20 protein-coding genes are annotated in these 26,134 nt (G+C 65.3%); 6 read left to right on the top strand and 14 right to left on the bottom strand.

All coding sequences use genetic code 11. The features are described 5' to 3' along the window. Window positions 1-31: 31 nt before the first annotated feature. The 3 genes from lplT to G5S35_RS06160 all read left to right on the top strand — a co-directional run bounded on the left by lplT (window position 32) and on the right by G5S35_RS06160 (window position 5,600). Window positions 32-1,330: a lysophospholipid transporter LplT gene (gene lplT, locus G5S35_RS06170; RefSeq protein ID WP_065060217.1), complete on the top strand. Its 1,299-nt coding sequence runs from the start codon at window positions 32-34 to the stop codon at window positions 1,328-1,330. A gap of 111 nt (window positions 1,331-1,441) precedes the next feature. Beyond that, window positions 1,442-4,150, top strand: a complete 2,709-nt coding sequence (gene mutS / locus G5S35_RS06165; RefSeq protein WP_124261199.1) for a DNA mismatch repair protein MutS — start codon at window positions 1,442-1,444, stop codon at window positions 4,148-4,150. Window positions 4,151-4,223: 73 nt separating this feature from the next. Next, on the top strand, window positions 4,224-5,600 hold the full coding sequence (locus tag G5S35_RS06160) for a hypothetical protein (protein ID WP_237181351.1): 1,377 nt from the start codon (window positions 4,224-4,226) through the stop codon (window positions 5,598-5,600). An 83-nt stretch (window positions 5,601-5,683) separates the two neighbouring features. On the opposite strand, the gene G5S35_RS06155 is transcribed toward G5S35_RS06160, so the two are convergent. Beyond that, window positions 5,684-6,229, bottom strand: a complete 546-nt coding sequence (locus G5S35_RS06155; RefSeq protein ID WP_065060220.1) for an FKBP-type peptidyl-prolyl cis-trans isomerase — start codon at window positions 6,227-6,229, stop codon at window positions 5,684-5,686. A gap of 32 nt (window positions 6,230-6,261) precedes the next feature. Here G5S35_RS06155 and G5S35_RS06150 point away from each other — a divergent pair, with 32 nt between their 5' ends. Further along, window positions 6,262-7,512 (top strand): cupin domain-containing protein, encoded by a 1,251-nt coding sequence (locus tag G5S35_RS06150; RefSeq protein WP_183038741.1) that lies wholly within the window; start codon window positions 6,262-6,264, stop codon window positions 7,510-7,512. 231 nt (window positions 7,513-7,743) lie between these two features. Then, the gene (locus G5S35_RS39390; RefSeq protein ID WP_074984450.1) at window positions 7,744-8,019 is read left to right on the top strand and encodes a hypothetical protein; all 276 of its coding nucleotides are present in this window, start codon (window positions 7,744-7,746) and stop codon (window positions 8,017-8,019) included. A gap of 226 nt (window positions 8,020-8,245) precedes the next feature. On the opposite strand, the gene G5S35_RS06145 is transcribed toward G5S35_RS39390, so the two are convergent. The 3 genes from G5S35_RS06145 to G5S35_RS06135 all read right to left on the bottom strand — a co-directional run bounded on the left by G5S35_RS06145 (window position 8,246) and on the right by G5S35_RS06135 (window position 11,792). Then, window positions 8,246-10,486, bottom strand: a complete 2,241-nt coding sequence (locus tag G5S35_RS06145) for a DNA repair helicase YoaA (protein WP_183038740.1) — start codon at window positions 10,484-10,486, stop codon at window positions 8,246-8,248. A gap of 75 nt (window positions 10,487-10,561) precedes the next feature. Then, on the bottom strand, window positions 10,562-10,795 hold the full coding sequence (locus G5S35_RS06140) for a DUF465 domain-containing protein (protein WP_074984447.1): 234 nt from the start codon (window positions 10,793-10,795) through the stop codon (window positions 10,562-10,564). A gap of 82 nt (window positions 10,796-10,877) precedes the next feature. Beyond that, on the bottom strand, window positions 10,878-11,792 hold the full coding sequence (locus G5S35_RS06135) for a hypothetical protein (protein WP_183038739.1): 915 nt from the start codon (window positions 11,790-11,792) through the stop codon (window positions 10,878-10,880). 285 nt (window positions 11,793-12,077) lie between these two features. On the opposite strand from G5S35_RS06135, the gene G5S35_RS06130 reads away from it, so the two are divergent. Then, window positions 12,078-14,423 carry a Tex family protein gene (locus G5S35_RS06130; RefSeq protein ID WP_183038738.1) on the top strand — a complete coding sequence of 782 codons (2,346 nt, stop codon included), beginning with the start codon at window positions 12,078-12,080 and terminating at the stop codon, window positions 14,421-14,423. Between the two features lie 147 nt (window positions 14,424-14,570). On the opposite strand, the gene G5S35_RS06125 is transcribed toward G5S35_RS06130, so the two are convergent. The 10 genes from G5S35_RS06125 to der form a co-directional block, all read right to left on the bottom strand. Continuing rightward, complete coding sequence (locus G5S35_RS06125; protein WP_065060226.1) at window positions 14,571-16,457, bottom strand: potassium transporter Kup; 1,887 nt, start codon at window positions 16,455-16,457, stop codon at window positions 14,571-14,573. Window positions 16,458-16,762: 305 nt separating this feature from the next. After that, window positions 16,763-17,338, bottom strand: coding sequence for a phosphoribosyltransferase (locus tag G5S35_RS06120; RefSeq protein WP_065060227.1), 576 nt, complete (start codon window positions 17,336-17,338; stop codon window positions 16,763-16,765). A gap of 23 nt (window positions 17,339-17,361) precedes the next feature. Beyond that, on the bottom strand, window positions 17,362-18,708 hold the full coding sequence (locus G5S35_RS06115; protein ID WP_065060228.1) for an adenylosuccinate synthase: 1,347 nt from the start codon (window positions 18,706-18,708) through the stop codon (window positions 17,362-17,364). 189 nt (window positions 18,709-18,897) lie between these two features. Further along, complete coding sequence (locus G5S35_RS06110; protein ID WP_065060229.1) at window positions 18,898-20,049, bottom strand: ATP phosphoribosyltransferase regulatory subunit; 1,152 nt, start codon at window positions 20,047-20,049, stop codon at window positions 18,898-18,900. 123 nt (window positions 20,050-20,172) lie between these two features. Next, entirely contained in the window at window positions 20,173-20,364 is a 192-nt protein-coding gene (locus G5S35_RS06105) for a DUF2065 domain-containing protein (RefSeq protein WP_065060230.1), read from the bottom strand. 44 nt (window positions 20,365-20,408) lie between these two features. Further along, window positions 20,409-21,308, bottom strand: a complete 900-nt coding sequence (hflC, locus tag G5S35_RS06100; protein ID WP_183038737.1) for a protease modulator HflC — start codon at window positions 21,306-21,308, stop codon at window positions 20,409-20,411. Between the two features lie 12 nt (window positions 21,309-21,320). Continuing rightward, window positions 21,321-22,793 carry an FtsH protease activity modulator HflK gene (hflK, locus tag G5S35_RS06095; RefSeq protein ID WP_065060232.1) on the bottom strand — a complete coding sequence of 491 codons (1,473 nt, stop codon included), beginning with the start codon at window positions 22,791-22,793 and terminating at the stop codon, window positions 21,321-21,323. An 83-nt stretch (window positions 22,794-22,876) separates the two neighbouring features. Continuing rightward, window positions 22,877-24,049 carry a GTPase HflX gene (gene hflX, locus G5S35_RS06090; protein ID WP_173816756.1) on the bottom strand — a complete coding sequence of 391 codons (1,173 nt, stop codon included), beginning with the start codon at window positions 24,047-24,049 and terminating at the stop codon, window positions 22,877-22,879. Window positions 24,050-24,122: 73 nt separating this feature from the next. Then, window positions 24,123-24,359 (bottom strand): RNA chaperone Hfq, encoded by a 237-nt coding sequence (gene hfq, locus G5S35_RS06085; RefSeq protein ID WP_027814901.1) that lies wholly within the window; start codon window positions 24,357-24,359, stop codon window positions 24,123-24,125. Window positions 24,360-24,523: 164 nt separating this feature from the next. Continuing rightward, window positions 24,524-25,861, bottom strand: coding sequence for a ribosome biogenesis GTPase Der (der, locus tag G5S35_RS06080; RefSeq protein WP_065060365.1), 1,338 nt, complete (start codon window positions 25,859-25,861; stop codon window positions 24,524-24,526). Window positions 25,862-26,134: the final 273 nt, after the last annotated feature.

The raw sequence follows: 26,134 nt of genomic DNA, 5'->3' as shown, positions 1-26,134 counted from the left end.
TCGAGCCGCCGTTCAACCGCTCCAACCCGCGATGAAAAAAGGCTTCTTCACGATCATCGCCGCGCAGTTCGTTTCGTCGCTCGCCGACAACGCACTGCTGATCGCGGCAATCGCGTTGCTCACGGTGATTTCGTCGCCGGCCTGGGTCACGCCGCTCCTCCAGATATTCTTCACGGTCTCGTACGTGCTGCTCGCGCCCTTCGTTGGCGCGTTCGCCGACGCGCTGCAAAAGCGCCACGTGATGTTCGTCTCGAACGCGCTCAAGGCCGCCGGCTGCATGCTGATGATCGCGGGCGTGCACCCGATGATCGCGTACGGCGTAGTCGGTTTCGGCGCGGCGGCCTACTCGCCCGCAAAGTATGGAATCCTCACTGAATTGCTGCCCGCCGAGAAACTCGTCGCGGCCAACGCGTGGCTCGAATCGGCGACCGTGCTCTCGACCATCGTCGGCACCATGCTCGGCGGCGCGCTAGTGTCGACCTACGCGCAGCGTTTCGTCCAGCACCATCCGATGCCGCTGATCCACTCGGCCGCCGATCTCGCGATGCTCGCAGTCATGATCACTTATGCGATCGCGGCGCTCATCAACGTCGGCATTCCCGATACGGGCGCGCGCTACGAGAACCGCCTCAAGGAACCGGCGCGGCTGGTGGGCGACTTCGTGCACTGCTTCAACGTGCTCTGGGCCGACAAGCTCGCGCAGATCGCGCTGTGGGTCACGACCCTGATGTGGGGCGCGGCCGTCACGCTGCAACTGCTGGTGCTCAAATGGGCCGACGCGAACCTCGGCCTCACGCTCTCGAAGGCCGCCGTGATGCAGGGCGTGACGGGCCTCGGGATCGCGCTCGGCGCGGGCGCGGCGGCGGCCTGGGTGTCGTTGCGCGCGTCGCTGCGCGTGCTGCCCGTGGGCGTGCTCTGCGGCGTCGTGGCCATGGCGATGGCGTTCTACAGCAAGAATCTGTTTCCGGCCGGCGAAGGCCTGCGCTTCGGCACCTTCGTGCTGCCCTTTTATCTGCTGTTCGCGTATCCGCTGATGATCGCGCTCGGCGCGCTCGCGGGCTTTTTCATCGTGCCGATGAACGCCCTGCTCCAGCATCGCGGCGCGACGCTGCTGTCGGCGGGCCACTCGATCGCCGTGCAGAATTTCAACCAGAACCTCGCCGTGCTGATGATGCTCGGCGCCTATGCGCTGCTGCTCACGGCGAAAATGCCGGTGCAATGGATCATCGTCGTATTCGGCGTGTTCGTGTCCGGCATGATCTGGCTCGCCATGCGACGCAGTGCCGCGAACGCCCGCACCGTGGACCTGCAGGCGCTCGTCGACGAATGAGCGCGCACCGCCTGACGGGATGACGCGCGCATGCGCTGGCCATCCGGCCAGGTTCACGCGCCTCCCGCGCGGGTTACACTCACGCCCTGAACCTTAAGCAAGACACCGAGGATGGCTACACACACCGCAGGCGCAGCCGACATCGCGCAACACACTCCCATGATGCAGCAATATCTGCGCATCAAGGCCGATCATCCGGGCACGCTGGTGTTCTACCGGATGGGCGACTTCTACGAGCTGTTCTTCGAAGACGCGGAGAAGGCCGCGCGCCTGCTCGACCTCACGCTCACGCAGCGCGGCGCATCGGCGGGCAATCCCATCAAGATGGCGGGCGTGCCGCATCACGCCTGCGAGCAATATCTCGCCAAGCTCGTGAAGCTCGGCGAGTCGGTGGCGATCTGCGAACAGATCGGCGACCCGGCCACGTCCAAAGGACCGGTCGAGCGCAAGGTCGTGCGCGTGGTCACGCCCGGCACGCTGACTGACGCCGCCCTGCTTTCCGACAAGAACGACGTCTATCTGATGGCGGTCTGCCCCGGCCACAACCGGCGCGGCGCGACCGTCAACGTCGGTCTCGCGTGGCTCAATCTGGCAAGCGGCGCGCTGCGCCTCGCGGAAGTCGCCCCCGAACAGGTCGCGGCGGCCTTCGAGCGCATCCGTCCCGCGGAAATTCTGGTCGCGGAAATGCCGGCGGAGTCGTCGGGCTGGGCGCCGCCTTCCGCAGGATCGGGCACCACGCCGGGCGCGCTGACGCGCGTGCCCGCCTGGCACTTCGACGTCGCGTCGGGCCGCCAGCGTCTGTGCGATCAACTCGACGTCGCGAGCCTCGACGGCTTCGGCGCGCAGACGCTCACGAGCGCCTGTGGCGCGGCTGGCGCGCTGCTGCTGTATGCGGCGGCCACGCAAGGCCAGCAATTGCGTCACGTGCGCAGCCTGAAAGTCGAAGCGGAGTCGGAATATATCGGCCTCGATCCGGCCACGCGGCGCAATCTCGAACTCACCGAAACATTGCGCGGCACCGAGTCGCCCACGCTGTGTTCGCTGCTCGACACCTGCAGCACGACCATGGGCAGCCGTTTGCTGCGCCACTGGCTGCATCATCCGCCGCGCGACGCGGGCATTGCGCAAACTCGCCAGCAAGCCATCGGCGCGCTGCTCGACGCCCCGCCGCCCGCCAGCGTGGATGCGCTGCGCAGCGCTCTGCGCCAGATCGCCGACGTCGAACGCATCACCGGTCGCCTCGCGCTGCTGTCGGCGCGTCCGCGCGACCTGTCGAGCCTGCGCGACACCTTCGCCGCCCTGCCCGCGCTGCGCGAGCAAGTCGCGGCGGCCGGCGGCGCATCGGCGTCGCTCGCCCGCATCGTCGATCTGCTCGATCCGCCGCCCGAATGCGCCGAACTGCTGCATCGCGCGGTCGCGCCGGAACCGGCGGCCATGATCCGCGACGGCGGCGTGATCGCGCGCGGCTACGACGCGGAACTCGACGAACTGCGCGACATGTCCGAGAACTGCGGCCAGTTCCTGATCGATCTCGAAGCACGCGAACGCGCACGCACGGGCATCGGCAATCTGCGCGTCGAATACAACAAGGTGCACGGCTTCTATATCGAAGTCACGCGCGGCCAGACCGACAAGGTCCCCGACGACTATCGCCGCCGCCAGACGCTGAAGAACGCCGAGCGCTACATCACGCCCGAACTGAAAACGTTCGAGGACAAGGCGCTCTCCGCGCAGGAACGCGCGCTCGCACGCGAGAAGGCGCTCTACGACGCGCTGCTGCAATCGCTGCTGCCGTATCTGCTCGATTGCCAGCGCGTGGCCGCCGCGCTCGCCGAACTCGACCTGCTGGCCGCGTTCGCGGAACGCGCGCGCGCGCTCGACTGGGCCGCGCCGTCGTTTTCCGACGCGCCCGGTATCGAGATCGAGCAAGGCCGGCATCCGGTGGTCGAGGCGCAGGTCGAGCAGTTCATCGCGAACGACTGCGTGCTCAACGCGGACCGCAAGCTGCTGCTGATCACCGGCCCGAACATGGGCGGTAAGTCGACGTTCATGCGCCAGACCGCGCTGATCGCGCTGCTCGCCTACGTCGGCAGTTACGTGCCCGCGAAGCGCGCGCGCTTCGGTCCGATCGACCGCATCTTCACGCGGATCGGCGCGGCGGACGACCTCGCGGGCGGCCGCTCGACCTTCATGGTGGAAATGACCGAAGCCGCGGCGATCCTCAACGACGCCACGCCGCAAAGCCTCGTGCTGATGGACGAAATCGGCCGCGGCACCTCGACGTTCGACGGCCTCGCGCTCGCATGGGCGATCGCGCGCCATCTGCTGTCGGGCAACGGCTGCCACACGCTGTTCGCCACGCACTACTTCGAACTCACGCAACTGCCCGCTGAATTCGCGCAGGCGGCGAACGTGCATCTCTCGGCGGTCGAGCACGGTCACGGCATCGTGTTCCTGCACGCCGTCAGCGAAGGTCCGGCGAACCAGAGTTACGGCTTGCAGGTCGCCCAACTCGCGGGCGTGCCCAATTCGGTGATACGCGCGGCGCGCAAGCATCTCGTGCATCTCGAGCAGATGTCGGCGGGCCAGCCCACGCCGCAACTCGATCTGTTCGCCGCGCCCGCCGCCGCGAGCGACGACGAATTCGACGCCCCGAAACACTATGTCGAAGATGCGCCGCAAGCCGAGGAAGATCCGGCGGCGGCGCGCGTGGCGGAGCGGTTGCGTGCCATCGATCCCAACGAGCTGCGTCCGCGCGACGCACTCGACCTGCTGTACGAACTGCATGAGCTGGCCACAGCGCCGGACGCCAAACGCTGAGCGTCGCTCTGCGACGCCGCCGCGGCCTGCCACACGAGGCCGCGGGCGGATGCATTCGCGCTATCTGAAAAATATGCACGGCAGGTGGCGCGCGTCGGTGCGGGCGTGGCGTCTGAGCGCACTGCGGTTCGTGCTCGCACTGCCGGGTTTGCTCATTGCGCTCGCGTTGCCCGGCCTTGCCTGGGCACAGCCTCAATCGGCCGCGTCCTCGCAGCGCTATTCGTTCGCCGTGCTCGCGAACGTCGTGACCGAGCCCGGCGACGAAGGCACGCTGCAACGTCTCGTCGATGCCATCGGGCGCGATCCGCAAATTGCCTTCGTGGTCTACGACGGCAATCTCAAAGGCCCGCGCGAATCGTGCGCGGACAACCTGTACGAGCGCCGCCACGCCTTGCTCTCGGCATCGCGGCCGCCGCTCGTGTTCGTGCCCGGCCAGCGCGACTGGGCGAACTGCGGCATGAACGGCAGCGGCGCCTGGGACCCGGTCGAGCGTCTCGATTTTCTGCGTCAGAATTTTTTCGGCGACAGCAATTCGCTCGGCGAAAATCCGCTGACGCTCACGCGCGAAAGCGAAGTGTCGCGCTTCCGGCCATATCGGGAAAATGCGCGCTGGCAAACCGGCGACACCGTGTTCATCGCGCTGAACGTGCCCGGCGACAACAACCATTATCTGAACGCAGGCGGGCGCAACGGCGAATTCGAAGACCGCGTCATCGCCAACGGGTTCTGGCTCGAACACGCGGCCGAATACGCACGGCGGCGCAACGCGCGGGCCATCGTCATCTTCATGCAGGGCAACGCGATGCCGGAGCACTACGAGCGACCCGAGCGCTTCGCGTGGCTGCGTTTCCGCCGCGCGCAACGCGACGGCTATACCGAATTGCGGCGCAGCCTCATCAAGGCCGCCGAGACCTTCCGTGGGCCGATCGTGATCGTCAACCCGGACGAAACGCGCCTCGCGCGCGGCTTCGCGATCGATCAACCTTTGCGCACCGAAAAGGGCGTCAGGATTGCAAACGTGACGCGCATCAGCCTCGCGCTGCGCGATCCGCTCACGCAATGGCTACAGATCGACGCAGACATGACGCGCCGCACGCCGCTACGCATCAGCGTGCGCGACGTACCGAAACATCTGCCGCTCCTGCCGCCGCAGGAACCGCCGCCGATGCCGGGCAGCAACGCGTCGCCTGCCGTGCCGGACATGCCCGAGGTGTCGTCGATGCCCGACGTCACCGAAATCCCCGGTATGCAGCAAGCGCCGGACGTCAACAACGCCTACGGTGTGAATGGCATGCCCGCCACCCCGGCCAGCGGCGCATCGATGCCGCCGGACTGGCAAGGCGCGCCGTCCACGAACGCGCCGGGCGCCCGCACCGCGCCGCTCCAGCTTGCACCGCCGTGGGTCGGTCACGGCGCCTCACCCGCCAGCAGCGCGGCGCCCGGGTATTGAACGAGCGAACCGCCGCGTCGCCGAATCCGCGCGTAAACGAAAAACGCCGGCCCTGAGGCCGGCGCGTCGACTGATCGGCGAGATCAGTGCAGGGTAGGTTTCGACTCGGCTTCGTCGCCGTCGTCTTCCTCGTCTTCGTCGATGACTTCGAGACCATCGGCGCCGTGCGCGTGCTCGTGCTCGATTTCGTCTTCCGTCGCCTGACGCACTTCCTTCACGCTCAGCGAAAAACGCAGGGCCATGCCGGCCAGCGGATGATTGCCGTCGAGCACGACCTTGTCTTCTGCGACGTCGGTGACCGTGTAGATGAGCGCGTCGAGATCCTCATCGCCTTCTTCCGGCGTGCCTTCGAACTGCATGCCGACTTCGAGCGGTTCAGGGAAACGGGTGCGCGGCTCGATCTTCACGAGTTCCGGATCGTACTCGCCAAACGCATCCTGCGGCTCAAGCTGGATCTGGGTCTCGAAGCCCGGCTCCTTGCCGTCCAGCACTTCCTCGATCTTGGGGAACGTGCCATCATAGCCGCCGTGCAGATAGACCATCGGCTCGTCGCTTTCCTCAATCAGATTGCCCTGCGCATCCGATAGCTTGTAAGCGACCGACACGACGGTGTCCTTTGCAATTTTCATTCGATCCTCCAGATTACAGACCACATTATACGATGCCCAAGCGGTCCCCTGACCACGTGGAGGACGCGCGCAAGCAGCGCGCCCCCTCCTCCGCGGCACGCCCCGCGCCCGACGCACCCACATCGTTGCTGGGCGGCCTGAGTCCGGCGCAGTTCATGAAGCAATACTGGCAGAAAAAGCCGCTCTTGATCCGCCAGGCGATACCCGGCATCGAAGCGCCGCTTTCGCGCGACGAGTTGTTCGCGCTTGCCGACAGCGACGACGTCGAATCGCGCCTCATCACGCATTTCCGCAAGCGCTGGTCGCTCGAACACGGCCCGTTCGGCGCCGACGAACTGCCCACGCCGAAAACGCGTCAATGGACGCTGCTCGTGCAAGGCGCCGATCTTCACGACGATCGCGCCCGCGCGCTGCTCGAACGCTTCCGTTTCGCGCCCGACGCCCGTCTCGACGATCTGATGATCTCGTATGCGACCGATGGCGGCGGTGTCGGCCCGCATTTCGATTCCTACGATGTGTTTCTCCTGCAGGTGCACGGCAAGCGCCGCTGGCGCATCGGCGCGCAGCGCGACCTGTCGTTGCAGGAAGGCATGCCGCTGAAAATTCTCGCGAATTTCGAACCCGAGGAAGAATGGGTGCTGGAGCCTGGCGACATGCTCTATCTGCCGCCGCACATCGCGCACGACGGCGTGGCCGAAGGCGAGTGCATGACCTGCTCGATCGGCTTTCGCTCGCCTTCCACGTCGGAGCTCACGAATCAGTTTCTTTACTGGCTCGCCGAACGTGGCGCCGACGACGCCGCGCAGCCCGGCGCGAAGGGCGGCAAGAGCGCGCTTTACCGCGACCCGGATCAGCCCGCTGTGGCGCATCCCGCGCAAGTGCCCCCGGCACTTGTGGAGCGCGTTGCGGCCGTGCTTGCTAAAGTGCGTTGGAGCGATGGCGATGTGTCGTCGTTCGTGGGCTCGTACCTTTCGGAACCGAAGGCCAATGTGGTCTTCGACGCCCCCGAAAAACCCCTCGACGAGGCCCGTTTTGTTGCGCGCGCCGCGAAAAGCGGGATAAGACTCGACCGCAGGACGATCCTGCTTTACGATGCGCGGTCGTACTACCTGAACGGGGAACAGTACTTGCTCAGAGAAGCCAAAAAGTGGCTGCCGGCCTTGGCCGACAACCGCTTTCTGGATGGGAAACGCTTTGTAACACTCTCACACGATTCGTGTGTGACAGCGTTACTACACGAATGGTATTGTGCGGGCTGGATACGGACCGGGGAGCTTGCGTAAGCGCTTCGGACTGTTATACCGTACTAATATAGTGCTTGTATGAGAAAGACAACGTATTGTCCCCGGATTTGTCGACGGTCGATACGAAAGTGCCTATAATTTCCGCCCAGGCCGTAGGGAAGATTCACGCTCTTGCAGTGCATCTCCACCAGCGGCTCAGGTCGGTGTTGGGGCACATTACCGGTATTATTTTGCGCTGTTGCTTACCTTTAACCATAAAAGGACGTGATCATGAAGAAATCCCTCCTCGTAGCATCCCTGCTGGCAGCTGTTGCACTCGCTGCGTGCAACAAGAGCAGCGACCAAGCCGCTGCGCCGGCTAGCGACGCAACGGCTGCTTCGGCACCGGCTGCTGCCGCTTCGGACGCTGCTGCTGCTGCTTCGGGCGCTGCTGCTGCTGCGAGCGACGCTGCTGCTTCGGCTACGGCTGCTGCTTCGGACGCTGGCGCTGCTGCTTCGGACGCAGGCGCTTCGGCTGCTGCTCCGGCATCGGGCGCAAGCCAGTAAGCTGCATTCGCACGAGGCCCGTGCCGAGCTTCGGCTCCAGCGGGCATCGCTGCGAACCGCGGTGCAGCCTGACGACATCGCCAGTCGCACAGCGGGCAAGCAAAAAGCCACGAACGCAAGTTCGTGGCTTTTTGTTTCCCCTATCGAGATATCGAGACTTTCTTCATGCGCCGCGCATGTAACAAGCGCGACGCATCTGCAAGCGCGTATTACGCGCACAGCCTGTTCAGCTCGCTTGCGCGCCCTCTTCTTCGCCATCGAAGAACGCCTTGACGACTTCGATTTCGCGCGTGCGCTTGAACGGCGGCAGACTTTGCCAGATGCGACGCCCATAGGGCTTATCGACAAGACGCGTATCGCAGATCATCAGCACGCCGCGATCGGTCTCCGCGCGAATCAGGCGGCCCGCGCCCTGCTTGAGCGTGATCACCGCTTGCGGAAGTTGATGTACCGCAAAAGGACTCAAGCCTTTCTTGGTCAGCGCATCGAGTCGCGCGGCCAGCACGGGATCGTCGGGCGGCGCGAACGGCAGCTTGTCGATGACGACGAGCGAGAGCGCATCGCCGCGCACGTCCACACCTTCCCAGAAGCTCTGGCTACCCACCAGAATCGCGTTACCGTAAGCGCGGAAGCGTTCGAGCAATTCGGTGCGGCTCGCGTCGCCCTGCACGAGCAAGGGCGTGTTCCAGCCGCGCGCCTCGATCGTGTCGCGCAGCTTCGCGGCGATGCGATCGACCGCGCGCAGCGTCGTGCACAGCATGAACACACCGCCACCCGATGCCTCGATCGCCGGCAAGGCCGCATCGAACACGGCGTCGGTGAATTGCGGCGACGACGGCTGCGGCATATTGCGCGGCACGTACAGCAAGCCCTGCTCGGGATAATCGAACGGACTCGGCAAGGTCATCGAACGGCGCGAGCTCAAGCCCATTTGCGCCGCGTAGTGCGTGAAGTCGCCGCGCACCGACAAGGTCGCCGACGTGAAAATCCATGTGCGCGGCACGCCCGCGCGCTGCTTCGCGAAGATCGGCGCAACCGAGAGCGGCGTCTCGTGCAACTGCACCGTGTGCGAGAACACTTCGACCCAGCGGACCTTTTCGTCGTCGCTCGGGTATTCTTTGGCGGCTTCGCCCTCGCCTTCGGGCTTGCGCGCCGGCTCGGCCACTGCGGCGCCGGTCCAGCCCGCGAGAATGCCCTGCAACTCGCGTGCGCGGCGCAGGCACGTACCCAGCGATTCCGCACGCTCAGCCTGACCGGCAAGCGCCGTCGCGAGCGTGCCCAGTTCGGTCTGCAACGCGTCGAGTGCGTCGAAAAGCGGATGGTCTTCCGGCAACTGCGTGATCGACAGCCGCAGCGAATCTTCCTTGAACGCGAGCCGAACGTCGCGCGCGGCGCGTTCGACACCGGCGGCCAGTTTCACCCACTCCACCGCATCGCGTGCATGCGCCAGGCCTTCGGCGACGCAATCGCGCGCAAGTTCGAGGAACTGCGCCGTCGAGAGCGTCTCGCCGAAGAACAGCGTGGCGGTTTCAGGCAGTTGATGCGCTTCGTCGAAGATGATCGTGTTCGCGCTCGGCAGCAATTCGGCCATGCCGGTGTCGCGCAGCATGATGTCGGCGAAGAACAGATGGTGATTCACCACCACGATGTCGGCCTGCTGCGCTTCGCGGCGCGCGTGCATCACGAAGCAATCCTTGTAATGCGGACACTCCTGGCCGAGGCAGTTGTCGCGCGTCGAAGTGACCATCGACCACACGGCCGCCGTCTCCGGCACGCTCGCGAGTTCGGCCTTGTCGCCCGATCGCGTGATCTTCGCGAAGCGGATGATCTCCTGCAGATACGAGGTTTCCTGGCGCGACGGCAAGCGGCCGTTGTCGGCCGTGCGTTGCAGGTAGTAGTGGCACAGGTAGTTCGAGCGGCCCTTGAGCATCGCGACGCTCACGGGCACCGCGAGCGCGTCGCGCACGGTGGGAATGTCGCGGGCGAAGAGCTGATCCTGCAAGTGCTTCGTGCCCGTGGAGACGATCACCTTGCCGCCCCACAACATGGCCGGCACGAGATACGCGTAGGTCTTGCCCGTGCCCGTCCCTGCCTCGACGATCAGCGTGTTGTCGCCCGAATCGGCACGCGACGCTTCGTCGCCATTCGCGGCAGCCGGCGCGGGTGCGCCGCGTTCCAGACGGCGCGCCGAACGCGATTGCAACTCGAACGCGGCGGGATCGGGTTGCGCCTGAGCGGCGGCTTCCATCGCCGCGGCCACGGCACTCGCCATCTCGATCTGCGCGGCACGCGGACGATAGCCGTCGATCTCGCGCGCGAGCAAGCCGTCGGCGGCAAAGAGTTCCTGGAGTTCGGCGGCGCGACGCGTGCTCAGCGCGGGCGATGCGGCTTGCGCGGCGCGAGCGTCACCAGCCTGCGCGCCGCCATCGCGTGCAGGCTGGGTTCGGGAAACGGTCGTTGAATTCAAGGCAAGCGGTTCCTGCTCGGTCCTCGAGGCACAGCCCGACTGCGGCCGCGCCCCGGCGCCTGCCGGGACCCGGAATCAGGCGTGCCCGTTCGAGGTCTTCGTTGAATCGGGGTCCAGCTGCAGTTGCAGCAGGATGATGTTGTCCTTGAGCTTGAGCTTGCGCCTCTTCAGCTTCTGCAGTTCGAGATCGTCGAAGTCCGACGTCTCGCAGAGCCTCTCGATCTGACGATTGAGGTCGCCGTGTTCCGATTCCAGTTGCAGAATGCGGTCACGAAGGACCTCGCCTTTGACTTCACGATGCTCGCGCATGCTCGCCTCCTCGTCATGATCGGCGCGCGCCGTGCGAAGGGTCGCGCGCCTGAGGTTGCTGACCGGCTGAAAAAGCGTGGTGCTACTGGCCCTGCGATTGCTGTTTTTGCTGCTGTTGCTGCTTTTGATCCTGTTGCTGCTTCTGTTGCGCCTGCTGCTGCGCCTTCTCGGCCGCCTGTTTCTGACGCGCTTCGACGTCGGCCTTGTGCTTCGCCGCTTCGTCCTGCTTCTGCTGGAAGCGTTCAGCCTTCTGGTTGCGCTCCTGCGCCTTCTGCTGGCCTTCGGCGCGCGCCTGGTCGAGCTGCTTCTGGAAATCCGATTGCTTCTTGTCGTACGCAGCCTGGTTGGCCGCGCGTTGAGACTGGGCCTGTTCGCCCTGACGCTGCGCCTGATCCAGCGCGTGCTGGCGCAGCTTGTCCTGATACGCCTGCTCGTTCGCGGCGCGCTGCGGCGCTTCGGCCTGGCGCTGCGCCTGATCGAGCTCGTGCTGACGCTGCTTGTCCTCGAACGCCTGCGCGCTCTTCGCCTCATTCGCGGCGCGCTGCGGTGCGTCCGCCTCGTCGCGCGCGCGTTGCAGGGCGGTCTGCTCGTCGCGGCGGCGCGCGTTGTCGGCGCGCTGCTCTTCGTCGAGCTGCAACTGTTTCTGGCGGATGTCCGCCTGCACCACGCGCATCGCGTCGCGCGCCTTGCCCAGACAGTGATTCACGAAGAACGTGTCGTAGCAGTCGTGCTGCGCCACGCCATAGCGATAGTTGTTCTCCGCCGTGCGCCGGTCGAGCACCTTCTGACGCGCGGCAAAATCGTTCTGCACATCGGCGTTCGTTGCACCCGACGCCGCGATCGCAGCCGAAGCCGGCAAGCCCGCAGCCGCCGCGCCCGAACCGATCGGACCGCCCACTTCCACCGGGCTCGCGATTTGCGCGCCGCTAGCCGCGGGAGCGCCCGACACCGCCTGCTGGGCGGCCTCGTCTTGCGCGAGGGCCGGAACGTTCGCCATCGCCAGCAACGCGACGGCACAAACCGCCGCGCGGGCGGAGGTCCGCCATGCAGCGCCTTCGCGCGCGACGGACCGGACAGGTGACAAACGGAATGGGATCAACGTCTTCTGGGGGCAGCGGAACATGGGGGAAATTCTAACACCCCCCGACTCGAGCGCTCCGCCATTTATGGCAAAATGCCCCGCTCCACCGGCCAGCGGGCGTTCCCTCGCGGGTGCGCTCCGCCCGGTCGTCGGACCGAAAACCGGACTGCAAACCGATCCTCGCAGGAATATCCAGACCCTATGACGGAAACCGTAGCACTCAAGATCGTCCAGCGTATCGCCACCGAATTGAACGTTCAACCGCGTCAGGTGGCGGCCGCCGTCCAGCTTCTCGACGAAGGAGCGACCGTTCCGTTCATCGCCCGCTACCGCAAGGAAGTCACGGACAATCTCGACGATACCCAACTGCGCACGCTCGAAGAGCGTCTGCTGTATCTGCGTGAACTCGAAGAGCGCCGTGCCGCGATCCTCGCGAGCATCGAAGAGCAAGGCAAGCTCACCGACGAACTGCGCACCGCCATCGAGACCGCCGACAGCAAGCAGGTTCTCGAAGACCTCTATCTGCCGTACAAGCCCAAGCGCCGCACGCGCGCGCAGATCGCACGCGAAGCCGGTCTGCAGCCGCTCGCCGACGCACTGCTCGCCAATCCGCTGCTCGATCCGCAGACGGAAGCCGCGCAATACGTGGACGCGGAGAAAGGCGTCGCCGACGTGAAGGCCGCGCTCGACGGCGCGCGCGACATCCTCTCCGAACAATTCGGCGAAACGGCCGAACTGCTCGGCAAGCTGCGCGACTGGCTGCAAAACCAGGGCGTGGTGACGTCGACCGTGATCGAAGGCAAGGAGAAAGAGGAAGGCGAGAAGTTCCGCGACTACTACGACTACTCCGAGACCATCAAGACCGTGCCGTCGCACCGCGCGCTCGCGCTGTTCCGCGGCCGTAACGCGGGCGTGCTGATGGTCAAGCTGGGCCTCGGCGGCGAGCTCGACACGCAGACGCCGCATCCGGGCGAAGGTCATATCGCGCGCCACTTCAACATTTCGAATCTGGGCCGCCCCGCCGACAAGTGGCTCTCCGACGTGTGCCGCTGGTGCTGGCGCGTGAAGGTGCAGCCGCACCTCGAAAACGAACTGCTGACGAACCTGCGCGAACTGGCCGAGACCGAGGCGATCCGCGTGTTCGCGCGCAACCTCAAGGATCTGCTGCTGGCCGCGCCGGCCGGCCCGAAGGCCGTGATCGGCCTCGATCCGGGTCTGCGCACGGGCGTCAAGGTGGCCGTGGTCGATCGCACCGGCAAGCTGCTCGCGACCGACACGATCTACCCGCACGAGCCGCGCCGCGACTGGGACGGCTCGCTCGCGAAGCTCGCGCGCATCGCCGCGCAGACGCAGGCCGAACTCGTCAGCATCGGCAACGGCACCGCTTCGCGCGAGACCGACAAGCTCGCGAGCGAACTGATCGCGAAGCATCCCGAGTTGAAGCTGCAGAAGATCGTCGTGTCGGAAGCCGGCGCGTCGGTTTATTCGGCGTCCGAACTGGCGGCGAAGGAATTCCCGGAACTGGACGTCTCGCTGCGCGGCGCCGTGTCGATCGCGCGTCGTCTGCAAGACCCGCTCGCCGAACTCGTGAAGATCGAGCCGAAGGCGATCGGCGTCGGCCAGTATCAGCACGACGTGAACCAGCGCGAACTCGCGCGTTCGCTCGACGCCGTGGTCGAGGACTGCGTGAACGCCGTGGGCGTGGACGCGAATACGGCTTCGGTCGCGCTGCTCGCCCGCGTGTCGGGCCTGAACTCGACGCTTGCGCGCAATATCGTCGATTACCGCGATGCAAACGGTCCGTTCCCCTCGCGCGAGCATCTGAAGAAGGTGCCGCGCCTCGGCGACAAGACCTTCGAGCAGGCCGCGGGCTTCCTGCGCATCAACAGCGGCGAGAATCCGCTCGATCGCTCGTCGGTGCACCCGGAAGCGTATCCGGTCGTCGAGCGCATGCTCGCGAAGATCCATCGCACGATCGGCGATGTGCTCGGTAGCCGCGAGGCGCTCTCGGGTCTCTCGCCCGCCGAATTCGTCGATGAGCGTTTTGGTTTGCCGACCGTGCGCGACATCCTCTCCGAACTCGAAAAGCCGGGTCGCGATCCGCGTCCCGAATTCAAGACGGCCACGTTCCGCGACGGCGTCGAGAAAGTCTCCGATCTCGTGCCGGGCATGGTGCTCGAAGGCGTCGTGACCAACGTGGCGGCGTTCGGCGCGTTCATCGACATCGGCGTGCATCAGGACGGTCTCGTGCACGTCTCGGCGATGTCGACGAAGTTCATCAAGGACCCGCACGAAGTCGTGAAGGCCGGTCAGGTCGTGAAGGTGAAGGTGCTCGACGTCGACGTGAAGCGTCAGCGCATCGCGCTCACGATGCGTATGGACGACGATCCCGCGAGCGCGGCGCAGCGCGCCGGTGGCGGCGCGGCGAATGGCGGCGGCCGTGATCGCAATGATCGCGGCGGCAACGCCAATCGCGGCGGTCAACGTTCGCGCGGCGAAGAGCCGGTGAACGCGATGGCGGCGGCGTTCGCGAAGCTCAAGCGCTGAGATCGGCCACACGCGGCGCGGGGCGCGCGAAATGCAAGCCCGCGCCGTGCCTGAAGCGCTTGAAGTCCATGAAGCGCTGAGCCGCGCGAAAATCGCGCAATAAAAAAGCCGCCCGCGGGCGGCTTTTTTGCGTCATCGAGCAGACGATCAGATCTCGATCTTCGTCCCCAGCTCGACCACGCGATTCGCGGGAATGCTGAAGAAGTCGGTCGGCTTGGCGGCGTTCTGGTGCATCCACGCGAACACGCGCTCGCGGAAGATCGACATGCCCGGCAATTGCGTCGGCACCACCGTTTCGCGCGCGAGGAAGAACGACGTGTCCATCATCTCGAACGACATGCCTTCGATGCGGCCGATCTCCTCGAGCACCGCCTTCACGTCCGGCGTTTCGTTGAAGCCGTAATCGGCCTTCACGAGATAGAGACCGCCGCCGATATCCTTCACGCTCACGCGCTCCGCGTTCGACACGTACGGAATATCGCGAATCTTGAACGTGAGAAAAATCGTGCGCTCGTGCAGCACCTTGTTGTGCTTGAGGTTGTGCAGCAGGCTCACCGGCACGAGCGTGTCGCTGCCCGTCAGATAGATGGCGGTGCCCGACACGCGATGCGGCGGATGCGCGAGCAGACCTTGCAGGAAGGGCATCAGCGGAATGCCGTCGGCAGCCGTGCGTTCCTTCACGATCATGCGGCCTTTGAACCACGTCATCAGCAGGAAGAACAGCAGCGCGCCGATACCGAGCGGCAGCCAGCCGCCTTCCTCGACCTTGAGCAGATTCGCGCCGAAGAAGCCGAGGTCGATGATCAGCAGGCCCGCGATGATGAGCCCGACCAGCCACTTGTTCCACTTCCACAGCTTCGTCATCACGACGCTCACGAGGATCGTGGTCATCACCATGGTCGCGGTCACGGCGATACCGTACGCGGCGGCCAGATTATCGGAACTCTTGAAGCCGACCACGATGCACAGGATGATGAACAGCAGCATCCAGTTCACGACCGGCACATAGATCTGGCCGATCGCGAGATCGGACGTGTGCAGCACCTTCATGCGCGGCACGTAGCCGAGCAGGATCGCCTGGCTCGTCAGCGAGTACGCGCCTGAAATGACGGCTTGCGAAGCGATCACCGTGGCGACCGTCGACAGCACGACGAGCGGCAGGAGCGCCCAGTCCGGCGCGAGCAGGAAGAACGGATTTTCGATCGCGCGATGGTCCTGCATCAGCAGCGCGCCCTGACCGAAGTAGTTGAGGACCAGCGAGGGCATCACGAGCCCGTACCACGCGCAGCGGATGGGCTTCGCGCCGAAGTGCCCCATATCGGCGTAGAGCGCCTCCGCGCCGGTCAGCACCAGCACGACCGAGCCGAGCACCACGTAGGCCTGCAGCAGATGCGCGCTCATGAACGAGAAGGCGTAGTACGGATTGAGCGCTGCGATCACGCCCGGCTGCTGCACGATGCGCGAGACGCCGAGCACGGCGATGGTGATGAACCAGATCACCATGATCGGCCCGAACAGGCGGCCGACGAGCGCGGTGCCGTGACGCTGGATCCAGAACAGCGCGATCAGGATCACCATCGTGAGCGGCAGCACGAGATGCGTGAGCTTGGGCGCGGCGATCTCCAGACCTTCGACGGCCGACATCACCGAGATGGCCGGCGTGATCACCGCATCGCCGTAGAACATGCAGGCGCCGAAGATGCCCAGCGCGGTGAGCACCACGACCGAGCGGCTCTTGCGGTCGAGCGAGCGCAGCGCGAGCGCCATGAGCGCGAGCACGCCGCCTTCGCCGTTGTTGTCGGCGCGCATCACAATGAGCACGTATTTGACGCTGACGACGATCATGATCGCCCAGAACAGCAGCGAGATGACGCCAAGGATGGACGTATTGGTAAGCGGAATGCCGTGAGAAGGGCTGAACGCCTCTTTCAGGGAGTACAGCGGGCTCGTGCCGATATCGCCGAACACCACGCCGATGGCCGCTACGGCCAGGGAAGGTAGCGGCTGTTTTGCCACGTGCGTGCTAGTTGTCATATACGCAGAGATCCGTTTGAGGCGGAAAAATTCGAGCGCTATTCTAAACCGGCTACGGGCGGAACCCGAGTGGCCGTTGTGACCCCGCGACGTACTCTTGTCCCCGCGCAGTTTAGCATTGGCGCTTTGCCGCGGTCAGCCGTCTGTGCCCCGACCGGCGACCTTGCGCGTAAAAACGCGCCGAAACCCGCCGAAACGCACCGACACGCGCCTCGGCAGCAAAAAAAACGGAGCCTCGAAAGGCTCCGTTGATGGTCTGGCCGCGCCGCACCCGCCCGAAGGCTGCGGCGGCACGCCAGCGTGCTTCAACCCTGCGAATTCTGCTGCTGGGCTTGTTGCAGACCGCGCTTGATCCACGCGCCGAGATTATGCGGACGCACCGTGTCCCACTCCTCGAACGGCTGATGAATCCAGGGGTTCGTCGGCAGATGCTGGACGAAATAGTCCGGCTTCACCTTCGAGCAGCCCTTGTACCAGAGCACGGCCGAGCGCACGCCGGTCACGGCCGGGTAACGCTCTTTCAGGTGATCCTGCACGCGCGCGAGCGTGACGCCCGAATCGACGAGATCGTCGACGAGCAGCACGTTGCCTTCGAGGTGACCGCGCGTCATCGTGATGTACTGCGCGATGTCGAGATCGCCCTGCTCCGTGCCCGCCGCTTCGCGGTACGAGCTGGTCGCAAGAATCGCCAGCGGCAGATCATAGATGCGCGAGAGCTGGTCGCCCACGCGCAGGCCGCCGCGCGCGAGACACAGGATCTGATCGAATTTCCAGCGCGACTCGTGCACCTGAAGCGCGAGCATTTCGATCAGCCGGTGGTATTCGTCCCAGCCGACCCACAGGTTCTTGTCGTCGTTGCGCGGGTCCATCATTTGAATCATCTTTGCTTCTACCTTCTTGCTACTTAGACCTTGAACGGATGACGCAGCAGGATCGTTTCGTCGCGATCCGGGCCGGTCGAAACCATGTCGATCGGCACGCCGGCGACTTCCTGCACGCGCTTCAGGTATGCCTGCGCGCTCTGCGGCAGCGCGTCGAACTGCGTGATGCCGATGGTGCTTTCCTTCCAGCCCGCGAAGGTCTCGTAGACCGGCTCGCAGGCCGCAACTTGCGAGGCGCCGCGCGGCAGGATGTCCACGTCCTGGCCGTCGACCTTGTAGCCGACGCAGAGCTTCACTTCTTCGAGGCCGTCGAGCACGTCGAGCTTGGTGATGCACAGGCCCGTCACGCCGTTGATCTGGATCGAGCGGCGCAGCGCGGCGGCGTCGAGCCAGCCGGTGCGGCGCGGACGGCCCGTGACCGAACCGAATTCCTTGCCGACCTTCGCGAGCGTGAGGCCCACTTCTTCCTGGCGATCAGCGTTGTCGGCGTCGTACAGTTCGCTCGGGAACGGGCCCGAACCGACGCGCGTGCAGTACGCCTTGGTGATGCCGAGCACGTAGTTGAGCTTTTGCGGACCGACGCCCGCGCCCGCCGACGCCGCACCTGCGACGCAGTTGCTCGACGTGACGAACGGATAGGTGCCGTGATCGATGTCGAGCAGCGTGCCTTGCGCGCCTTCGAACAGCAGGTTGCCGCCTTCGTGGTTCACGTCGTACAGGCGACGCGACACGTCCGTGACCATCGGCTTCAGGCGTTCGGCGTACGACAGCATCGTGTCGAGCGTCTGCTGATAGTCCACGGCCGGCGCGCCCAGGTACTGGGTCAGCACGAAGTTGTGGTAGTCGAGGTTCTCGCGCAGACGCGCGGCGAACGTTTCCGGCTCGAACAGATCCTGCACGCGCAGACCGCGACGCGCGACCTTGTCCTCGTACGCCGGGCCGATGCCACGGCCGGTCGTGCCGATCTTCGCGGCGCCGCGCTTGGCTTCACGCGCCTGGTCGATGGCGATGTGGTACGGGAGGATGAGCGTGGTGGCTTCGGAGATGAAGAGGCGCTTCTGGACGTCGATGCCCGCTTCTTCCAGCTCGCCGATTTCCTTGAACAGGGCTTCAGGCGAGAGCACCACGCCGTTGCCGATGTAGCAGGCGACGCCGGCGCGCATGATGCCCGACGGGATCAGTCGGAGAATGGTCTTCTTGCCGCCGATGATGAGTGTGTGGCCGGCGTTATGACCGCCCTGGAAACGCACCACGCCTTGCGCGTGGTCCGTCAGCCAGTCGACGATCTTGCCCTTGCCTTCATCGCCCCATTGGGTGCCCACGACGACGACGTTGCGTCCCGGGGTTACATTCACTGCGCTGGCAGACATGGTGTTTCGTTAGCTGGTTAAAAACGTATTCTACCTGGGTTCGGCGACAAGACCGCCTTTTTTTCCCGAATTTCCAGGAATTTCCTTTTGCGCTCAACAGCCTGCGCAGCGAGACGCCCTGCCCGGCAAATACGCCGGGCGTCGCATTATGTCCGCTTTGTGGCTGTTTTGTGACGGCTTTGCGGTCGTTTAAGCGCGCGCTTCGACGACCCAGACGCCATTGCGCTCGACCAGCGTGCGGTCGCAGGCAAACTCGTCCATGTCGTGATCGTGACCCGGCAGCGCCTGGATGACGACTTCACCCGAATCGCGCAGGGCCGCAACGGCCGCGCGCAGCGCCTCGTCGTGCTTCCACGGCGCGAGAATCGCGCTGCTGCGCGCTTCGACCGGCGAAATACGCGCCACTTCGCGCAGATCGAGCGAGAAACCGGTTGCCGCGCGCGCGCGGCCGTAGGCCTCGCCCACCTTGTCGTAACGGCCGCCGCGCGCGACGGCGTTCGGCACGCCGTCCACGTAAGCCGAGAACATCACGCCGCTGTGATACGCGTAGCCGCCCAGATCGGCGAGATCGAGCGCCAGTTCCGCGCCTTCGATTTCGCCGACGAGGAACGCCAGGTCGTCGAGCGCGCGCGCGATGCCGGGCAGCGCCGGCAGACGCTTGCGGGCTTCGTCGATCACGCTCGCGTCGCCGTACAGCGTCGGCAGCGCGCGCAGCGCGTCGCGCGTGACCGGCGCGAGCTTCGCCGTGAGTTCGGCCAGGCGCGGCACGTCCTTTCCGGCGAGCGCTTCATACAATGCGTCGCCGAGCGCGGCAGCCGCTGGATCGGCTTCGAAGATCGCCGCGAGCACGCCCGCGTGCGACAGATCGAGGCGCACCTGCGTGAGGCCCGCGAGACGCAGCGCGTCGAGCATCAGCTGCTGGATTTCGAGGTCGGCTTCGAGGCCGGCGTGGCCATAGATTTCCGCGCCGATCTGGATCTGCTCGCGCGTGGCGTGCAGGCCGCGCGGCAGCGTATGCAGCACGTTGCCCGCGTAGCACAGGCGCGTCACGCCTTGACGGTTCAGCAGATGCGCGTCGATGCGCGCGACCTGCGGCGTCATGTCGGCGCGCAGCCCGAGCGTGCGGCCCGAGAGTTGATCGACGAGCTTGAAGGTGCGCAGGTTCAGATCGCGCCCGCTGCCCACCAGCAGCGACTCGAGGTACTCGAGCAGCGGCGGCATGACCATTTCGTAGCCATAGGCGCGGAAGCGGTCCAGCAGGCGGCGGCGCAGTTCTTCGATCTTGCGCGCCTCGGACGGCAGCACGTCGGCGATATTCTCGGGAAGTAACCAGGTCGACATCGGTGAGTCCTACGACAAAAAGGGCCACGCAGGCCGGCGGCGCACGCGAAGGCGCGCCTCACTCGGGCCATGAACGGACCGGACGATAGAAACGGCGCGCCCCTCGCGGCGCGCGCCTTGAATTCAGGTGGCGAGCATGAGCAGCACGAGGCCGAGCGCCATCACGATCAACCCGCCAATCCGGATGTGATGCGGCGGCCGTTCCGCAATTCTACGGAAAGTGTCGCGCCACGCCGTCGGAAAGACGAACGGGAACATGCCCTCGATAATCAGCATCAGTGCGATCGCGAGCAACAGGGAGCCGGCTATGTCCATGCGAAGAAATGCGCCGCGCACACGCGCGGCGCCTGTGTCTCAATTTAGTGTTTGCGCGACGCGGCGGGAGCCTGCGGCGCGTCTCCATTCGGACTGCGCATGAAGCGGAAGAAGTCGCTCGACGAATCGACCACGACGACGTCGCCCGGCTTGAAGCTCTCGCGATACGCCTGCATGCTCTGATAGAAGCGATAGAAGTCCGGATCGCGGCCGAATGCCTGCGCGGCGATTGCAGCGGCCTTGCCGTCGCCTTCGCCCTTGATGGCCTGCGCCTGGCTGTATGCGTCGGCGACCACGTCCTGCTGCTTGCGCTCCGCGTCGTCCTTGATCTGCTGCGCGTCGGCGGCGCCCTTCGCACGCTCGTCGGCGGCGGCCTGCTCGCGCGCCGCGCTCATGCGCTTATAGACCACGTTGGCGACTTCCGCCGGGTAGTCGATGCGCGTGAGTTCGATGGCGATCACGTCGATGCCGAGCGGCGCGGCGGCCGTCTTGAGCGCGTCGCGTGCGGCATTGGCGATGGCTTCCTGCTGTCGAAGCGCGTCGGACAGCGTGACCTTCGAGAAGGCATCGGCGAGTGCGTCGCGCGACAGCGAAGCGAGCCGGTCGGCGAGCGTCTGCGTATCGCCCTTGGTCGCGCCAAAGAGCTTGAGCGGATCGGCAACGCGATAGCGCACCACCGGATTCACGAGCAGTTCCGACTTGTCCGAGGTCGTGTAACGATCGGCGTCGGGCGCGTCGAATGCCTGAATGCGCGTGTCGATAAACGTCGCGACCTGGAACGGCGGCGGCAGCTTCACGTGCAGGCCGGGCTCCGCGAGCGAAGCCTTCGAGCCACCCGAGGACGACACGACCGCCACATGACGCGGATCGACGACGAAGACCGACGACGAAGCCAGCAACACCACCACCACGAAGGCGACGACGAACGCAATGATCTTGTTCATATCGGCGCTCCGTTATTGCACGTCGTCTTCGCGACCGCGCGAACGCAGTGCGTCGCGCGAACGGAAAGCGTCGCTGGCCGCCTGCGCGGCGTCGCTAGCCGAGGGCGCGGGCGCCGCGCCTTGCTGCTGGGCGCCCTGCTGCGTATTTTGCGGCTGGGCGCTCTGCGGCTGCGTGTCGCTGTTCGCGGACGGCGCGGCGGCATTCGCGTCGGGCGCCGACGCAGCGTTGGCGGCTGCGTTGGGCGCGACATTCTGCGCCGCGGCTCCGGTCGCGGCCGCGGCTCCCGCCGCTGCTGCGGCGCGTTGACGCGTTGCCTCGACGAGCTTGTCGAGCGGCAGATAGATCACGTTATTGCCGGACTTGCTGTCGACGAACACCTTCGTCGTATTCGAGTAGATGTGTTGCATCGTGTCCAGATACATGCGCTCGCGAATCACGGCCGGCGCCTTCGCGTATTGCTCGTAGACGCTGTTGAAACGCTGGGCATCGCCCTGCGCCTGCGCGACCACGCGGTCGCTGTACGCCTTGGCGTCGTCGATCAGACGGGCGCCGTCGGCTTGCGCGCGCGGCAGCAGCTGGTCGGCGTACGCCTGCGCGTCGCGCTTCGCACGCTCGCGGTCCTGATGCGCCTTCGCTTCGTCGTCGAACGCGGCCTGCACCTGGTCGGGCGCGGTGACGCTCTGGATCGTCACGCCCGTCACGCCGAGGCCGGTCCTGTATTCGTCGAGCGCGTGCTGAATGGTGTCAGCCAGTTGCGCGCGGATCGGTTCGCGGTCGGCGTATAGCAGATCGTTGGTGCTGTGCGCACCCACGACCGTGCGCACCGCCGCCTGCGCGGCCTGGCTCACGGTGAGATCGGGATCGACGCTGCGGAACAGATAGTCGGTCGGCTGCTTGACCTGGTATTGGACGGTGAAGCGCACGTCGAGAATGTCGCCGTCGTGCGTGAGCACCGAGGCGTCCTTCACGTTGGACGGACGCACGAGATTGTTGCGGCCGATCTCGACGCTGCGGATCTGGCCGATGTTGACGATTTCATGCGTCTGGAACGGGAACGGCAGGCGCCAGTGCACGCCCTGACCGACCGTATGGCGATACTGGCCGAATTGCAGCACCACGCCGGCCTGGCCGTCCTGCACCACGAACACGCCGCTGCCGACGTAGATGGCGATCAGCACGCCGAGCACGAGGCCCACGCCGATGCGCGCTCCGTGACCGTTGTCCTGGCGCGGGCCGATGCCGCCGGGGCCCTTGCCCTTCTTGCCGAACAACGACGACAGACGGCGATTGAAGTCGCGCCACATTTCGTCGAGGTCGGGCGGGCCGTCGCCCTTGCCGCCGCCGTTGTTGCCGTTATTGCCCGACGGGCGACGGGTGTCTTCCGTGCGCTGGCCATTGCCCTCGCCACGGCCCCAACGCGGGTCGTTCAACGAGAAAATGGCGCGGGGGCGCTGCCAGCCAGTCCGCTTGTTGTAATCGTTCACCTGAGTTCGTTCACCAGAGTAGACAGCGGGTCATGTGCGTGGGAGAAACCGCCGGGACGCCGCATGGGCGCCCCACGGACCGCTCAGCGGCCGTGCTCGGCTTCCCTGCTGGGTTCGTGCGGCACCGCATTCCAGTCGGTTGCGGCCTGGGGCTGCGACGCCCCGGCAAGCGGTTCGGCGGTCGCGATTTCGGCGATGGCGGCGCGCAGCGCATCCAGTCCGACGCCCGTGCGCGCGCTCAAAAAGACGCGCGAAATATTACCATATTCGTCCCGCTCGACCGTCCCGCCTCGCGCCGCCAGTTCGGGCACGGCGTCGATCTTGTTGAACACCAGCACCTGGCGGATCGTGTCGGCGCCGATCTCGTGCAGCACGTCGTTGACCTGATCGATCTGATCGAGTCGCACGGCGCTCGAGGCGTCCACCACGTGCAGCAGCAGGTCGGCCTGCACGGTTTCCTGCAACGTTGCGCGGAACGCGGCCACCAGCTGGTGAGGCAGTTCGCGGATGAAACCCACGGTGTCGGACAGCACGATCTGGCCCACTTCGTCGCCGAGCCAGACGCGCCGCGACGTCGTATCGAGCGTCGCGAACAGCTGGTCGGCCGCGTAGGCCTGCGCTTTCGTGAGCGCGTTGAAGAGCGTGGACTTGCCCGCGTTGGTATAGCCGACGAGCGACACGCTCATCGTGCGCGTACGTTCGCGCTGACGACGCTGCGTGCCGTGCTGACGGCGCAGCTTGGCGAGCTTGCCCTGCAGCATCTTGATGCGCTCGCCGATCAGCCGGCGGTCGGTTTCGAGCTGCGTTTCGCCCGGCCCGCGCAGACCGATACCGCCCTTCTGACGCTCCAGGTGAGTCCAGGCGCGCACGAGGCGCGTGGCGAGGTACTGGAGCTGGGCGAGTTCGACCTGCAGCTTGCCTTCGTGGCTGCGGGCGCGCTGGGCGAAGATGTCGAGAATGAGGCTCGTGCGATCCACCACGCGGCGGCCGAGTGCGCGCTCCAGATTACGTTGCTGGGCGGGCGACAGCGCGTGATTGAAGATGACGATTTCGATGTCGTTCGCTTCACAGGCGAGACGGAGTTCCTCGGCCTTGCCGCTGCCGATGAACATGGCGGCGTCGGGGCTGGAACGACGCCCGGTGAGCGTGACAGCAGGATGGGCGCCCGCGCTTTTGGCGAGCAGGCTGAGTTCTTCGAGGCTGGCTTCGAAGTCGGTCTTGCCGAAGTCGATGCCGACAAGTGCGGCGTTGATCAAATTAGCTGATGTCAAAATGGAAACGGCCGGCCCGGATCGCCAGCGAGGCGCCCCGGACCGGCCGCGTCATGGGTCAGGACGCTTCCGAATCCGGGTGGAAGTTCACCGGACGGGCCGGGACCACCGTGGAAATGGCGTGCTTGTAAACCATTTGCGTAACCGTATTACGGAGCAACACGACGTACTGGTCGAACGATTCAATGTTCCCTTGAAGCTTGATGCCGTTGACCAGATAGATCGAAACAGGCACGTGCTCCTTGCGCAGCGCGTTCAGAAACGGGTCTTGTAACAGTTGCCCTTTGTTGCTCATAGCAAACTCCGTATTTTTTTGCAGGTTTAACTTAAATTGGCGACGAAGAAAAAGAAATCCGCCGCCAATCGCTACACTATAGCTGATTCTCGCTCCCCCGCGCCTGTACTGGCCGTCCGGCCAGGGCGGTGAACGACCAGGTTAAGCGCGGTAGCGAACGAAGCTCAACTCTTGTCAGTGTAGGGATTCGTCGAGGAACGAAACTCTATGCGCAATGGAGTCCCCGTCAGCGAGAAAGTTTCCCGGAAACGGTTCTCCAGATAGCGTTTGTAAGTATCGGTAATCGCATCGAGCGCATTGCCGTGGATCACGATGATCGGCGGGTTCTGTCCCCCCTGGTGCGCGTAGCGCAGTTTCGGGCGAACCGGACCGCGGCGGCGCGGCTGCTGGAACTCCACCGCTTCGATCAGCGCGCGCGTGAGACGCGGCGTCGGCAGCTTGGCCATGGCGGCGGCGTAGGCGTCGTCCACCGAGCGCATGAGCGCGCCGATGCCGAACTTTTCCGTCGCCGAAATGAAGTGCATCTTGGCGAAATCGAGGAATTTCAGCTTGCGTTGCAGGTGATGCTTGGTGCGGTCGCGTGCGTGGTCGTCCATGCCGTCCCACTTGTTCACGCCCACCACCAGCGCACGGCCCTGCTCGACCACGAAGCCCGCGATATGCGCGTCCTGGTCGGAGATTTCCTGGTGCGCATCGAGCAGCAGAATCACCACGTTAGCGTCGGCGATCGACTGCAGCGTCTTCACGACCGAGAACTTCTCGATGGCTTCGAACACCTTGCCGCGACGGCGCAGGCCGGCCGTGTCGATCAGCGTGTACTTCTTGCCGTTGCGCTCGAAATCCACATAGATCGAATCGCGCGTCGTGCCGGGCATGTCGAACGCGATCACGCGATCCTCGCCGATCAGCGTGTTCACGAGCGTCGACTTGCCGACGTTCGGGCGACCGACGATCGCGATTTTCACGCCGTGCTTGCTGGCGTCGTCTTCGTCCTCTTCCGGACGATCGGTGTAGGCCTGGTCGAGCGCCTCGTTGATCATTTCGGTCACGCCGTCGCCGTGCGCAGCCGAAATCGCGCGCGGGTCGCCGAGGCCGAGTTCGTAAAAGTCGGCGGCCACGGCACTGTATTTCATGCCCTCGGCCTTGTTGACCACGAGAAAGATCGGACGGCCGGTCTTGCGCAGGTAATCGGCGATGTGCTTGTCCTGCGGCGCGAGGCCATTGCGGCCGTCGCAGATGAACACGACGATGTCGGCTTCTTCCACGGCCTGACGCGTCTGGCGCGCCATTTCATGCAGGATGCCGTCCTTCGCGACGGGTTCGAAACCGCCCGTGTCGACGACCAGATACGCGCGATCGCCCACGCGCCCTTCGCCGTAGTGGCGGTCGCGCGTGAGACCGGGCAAATCGGCCACCAGCGCATCGCGCGAACGCGTGAGCCGGTTGAAGAGCGTGGATTTCCCCACATTGGGGCGCCCGACGAGGGCGATAACGGGTTTCATCTGATCTTTTCTACAGTAAGGCGCGGCGCCGGAACGTCCGGCGCGATGCGCGGCAAGCGCCTGCATGGTAGCCCGCAGGGCTGCATCAGTTGCAAATTATCACGAAATGGACACCGGGCCCGACGCTCGCGGCCATTGAGGAGCCGTTGAGCGGTCATCGGGACCCGGCAGGTGCCGGATGAAGCCTCGGGCGGACCAGATCGACTTTCTTCTTCGGCCTCGCAGTCCGGCCCGGCGCACTGGCCCGGCAGTCAGAAGCATTCGCCTGGTACA

Origin of the sequence: Paraburkholderia tropica, assembly GCF_014171495.1 — a bacterium.
Classification (GTDB): domain Bacteria; phylum Pseudomonadota; class Gammaproteobacteria; order Burkholderiales; family Burkholderiaceae; genus Paraburkholderia; species Paraburkholderia tropica.
Note: the sequence above shows the minus strand (reverse complement) of the source record. Positions and strands in the feature narration are given on the sequence as shown.

Coding starts and splice junctions, on each gene's coding strand:
- lplT (WP_065060217.1), top strand. CDS start 32: ATGAAAAAAGGCTTCTTCACGATCATCGCCGCGCAGTTCGTTTCGTCG.
- mutS (WP_124261199.1), top strand. CDS start 1,442: ATGGCTACACACACCGCAGGCGCAGCCGACATCGCGCAACACACTCCC.
- G5S35_RS06125 (WP_065060226.1), bottom strand. CDS start 16,457: ATGACAACTAGCACGCACGTGGCAAAACAGCCGCTACCTTCCCTGGCC.
- G5S35_RS06120 (WP_065060227.1), bottom strand. CDS start 17,338: ATGATTCAAATGATGGACCCGCGCAACGACGACAAGAACCTGTGGGTC.
- G5S35_RS06160 (WP_237181351.1), top strand. CDS start 4,224: ATGCACGGCAGGTGGCGCGCGTCGGTGCGGGCGTGGCGTCTGAGCGCA.
- G5S35_RS06110 (WP_065060229.1), bottom strand. CDS start 20,049: ATGTCGACCTGGTTACTTCCCGAGAATATCGCCGACGTGCTGCCGTCC.
- G5S35_RS06105 (WP_065060230.1), bottom strand. CDS start 20,364: ATGGACATAGCCGGCTCCCTGTTGCTCGCGATCGCACTGATGCTGATT.
- G5S35_RS06130 (WP_183038738.1), top strand. CDS start 12,078: ATGACGGAAACCGTAGCACTCAAGATCGTCCAGCGTATCGCCACCGAA.
- G5S35_RS06150 (WP_183038741.1), top strand. CDS start 6,262: ATGCCCAAGCGGTCCCCTGACCACGTGGAGGACGCGCGCAAGCAGCGC.
- G5S35_RS06115 (WP_065060228.1), bottom strand. CDS start 18,708: ATGTCTGCCAGCGCAGTGAATGTAACCCCGGGACGCAACGTCGTCGTC.
- G5S35_RS06135 (WP_183038739.1), bottom strand. CDS start 11,792: ATGGCGAACGTTCCGGCCCTCGCGCAAGACGAGGCCGCCCAGCAGGCG.
- G5S35_RS39390 (WP_074984450.1), top strand. CDS start 7,744: ATGAAGAAATCCCTCCTCGTAGCATCCCTGCTGGCAGCTGTTGCACTC.
- G5S35_RS06155 (WP_065060220.1), bottom strand. CDS start 6,229: ATGAAAATTGCAAAGGACACCGTCGTGTCGGTCGCTTACAAGCTATCG.
- hflC (WP_183038737.1), bottom strand. CDS start 21,308: ATGAACAAGATCATTGCGTTCGTCGTCGCCTTCGTGGTGGTGGTGTTG.
- G5S35_RS06140 (WP_074984447.1), bottom strand. CDS start 10,795: ATGCGCGAGCATCGTGAAGTCAAAGGCGAGGTCCTTCGTGACCGCATT.
- hfq (WP_027814901.1), bottom strand. CDS start 24,359: ATGAGCAACAAAGGGCAACTGTTACAAGACCCGTTTCTGAACGCGCTG.
- der (WP_065060365.1), bottom strand. CDS start 25,861: ATGAAACCCGTTATCGCCCTCGTCGGGCGCCCCAATGTGGGGAAATCC.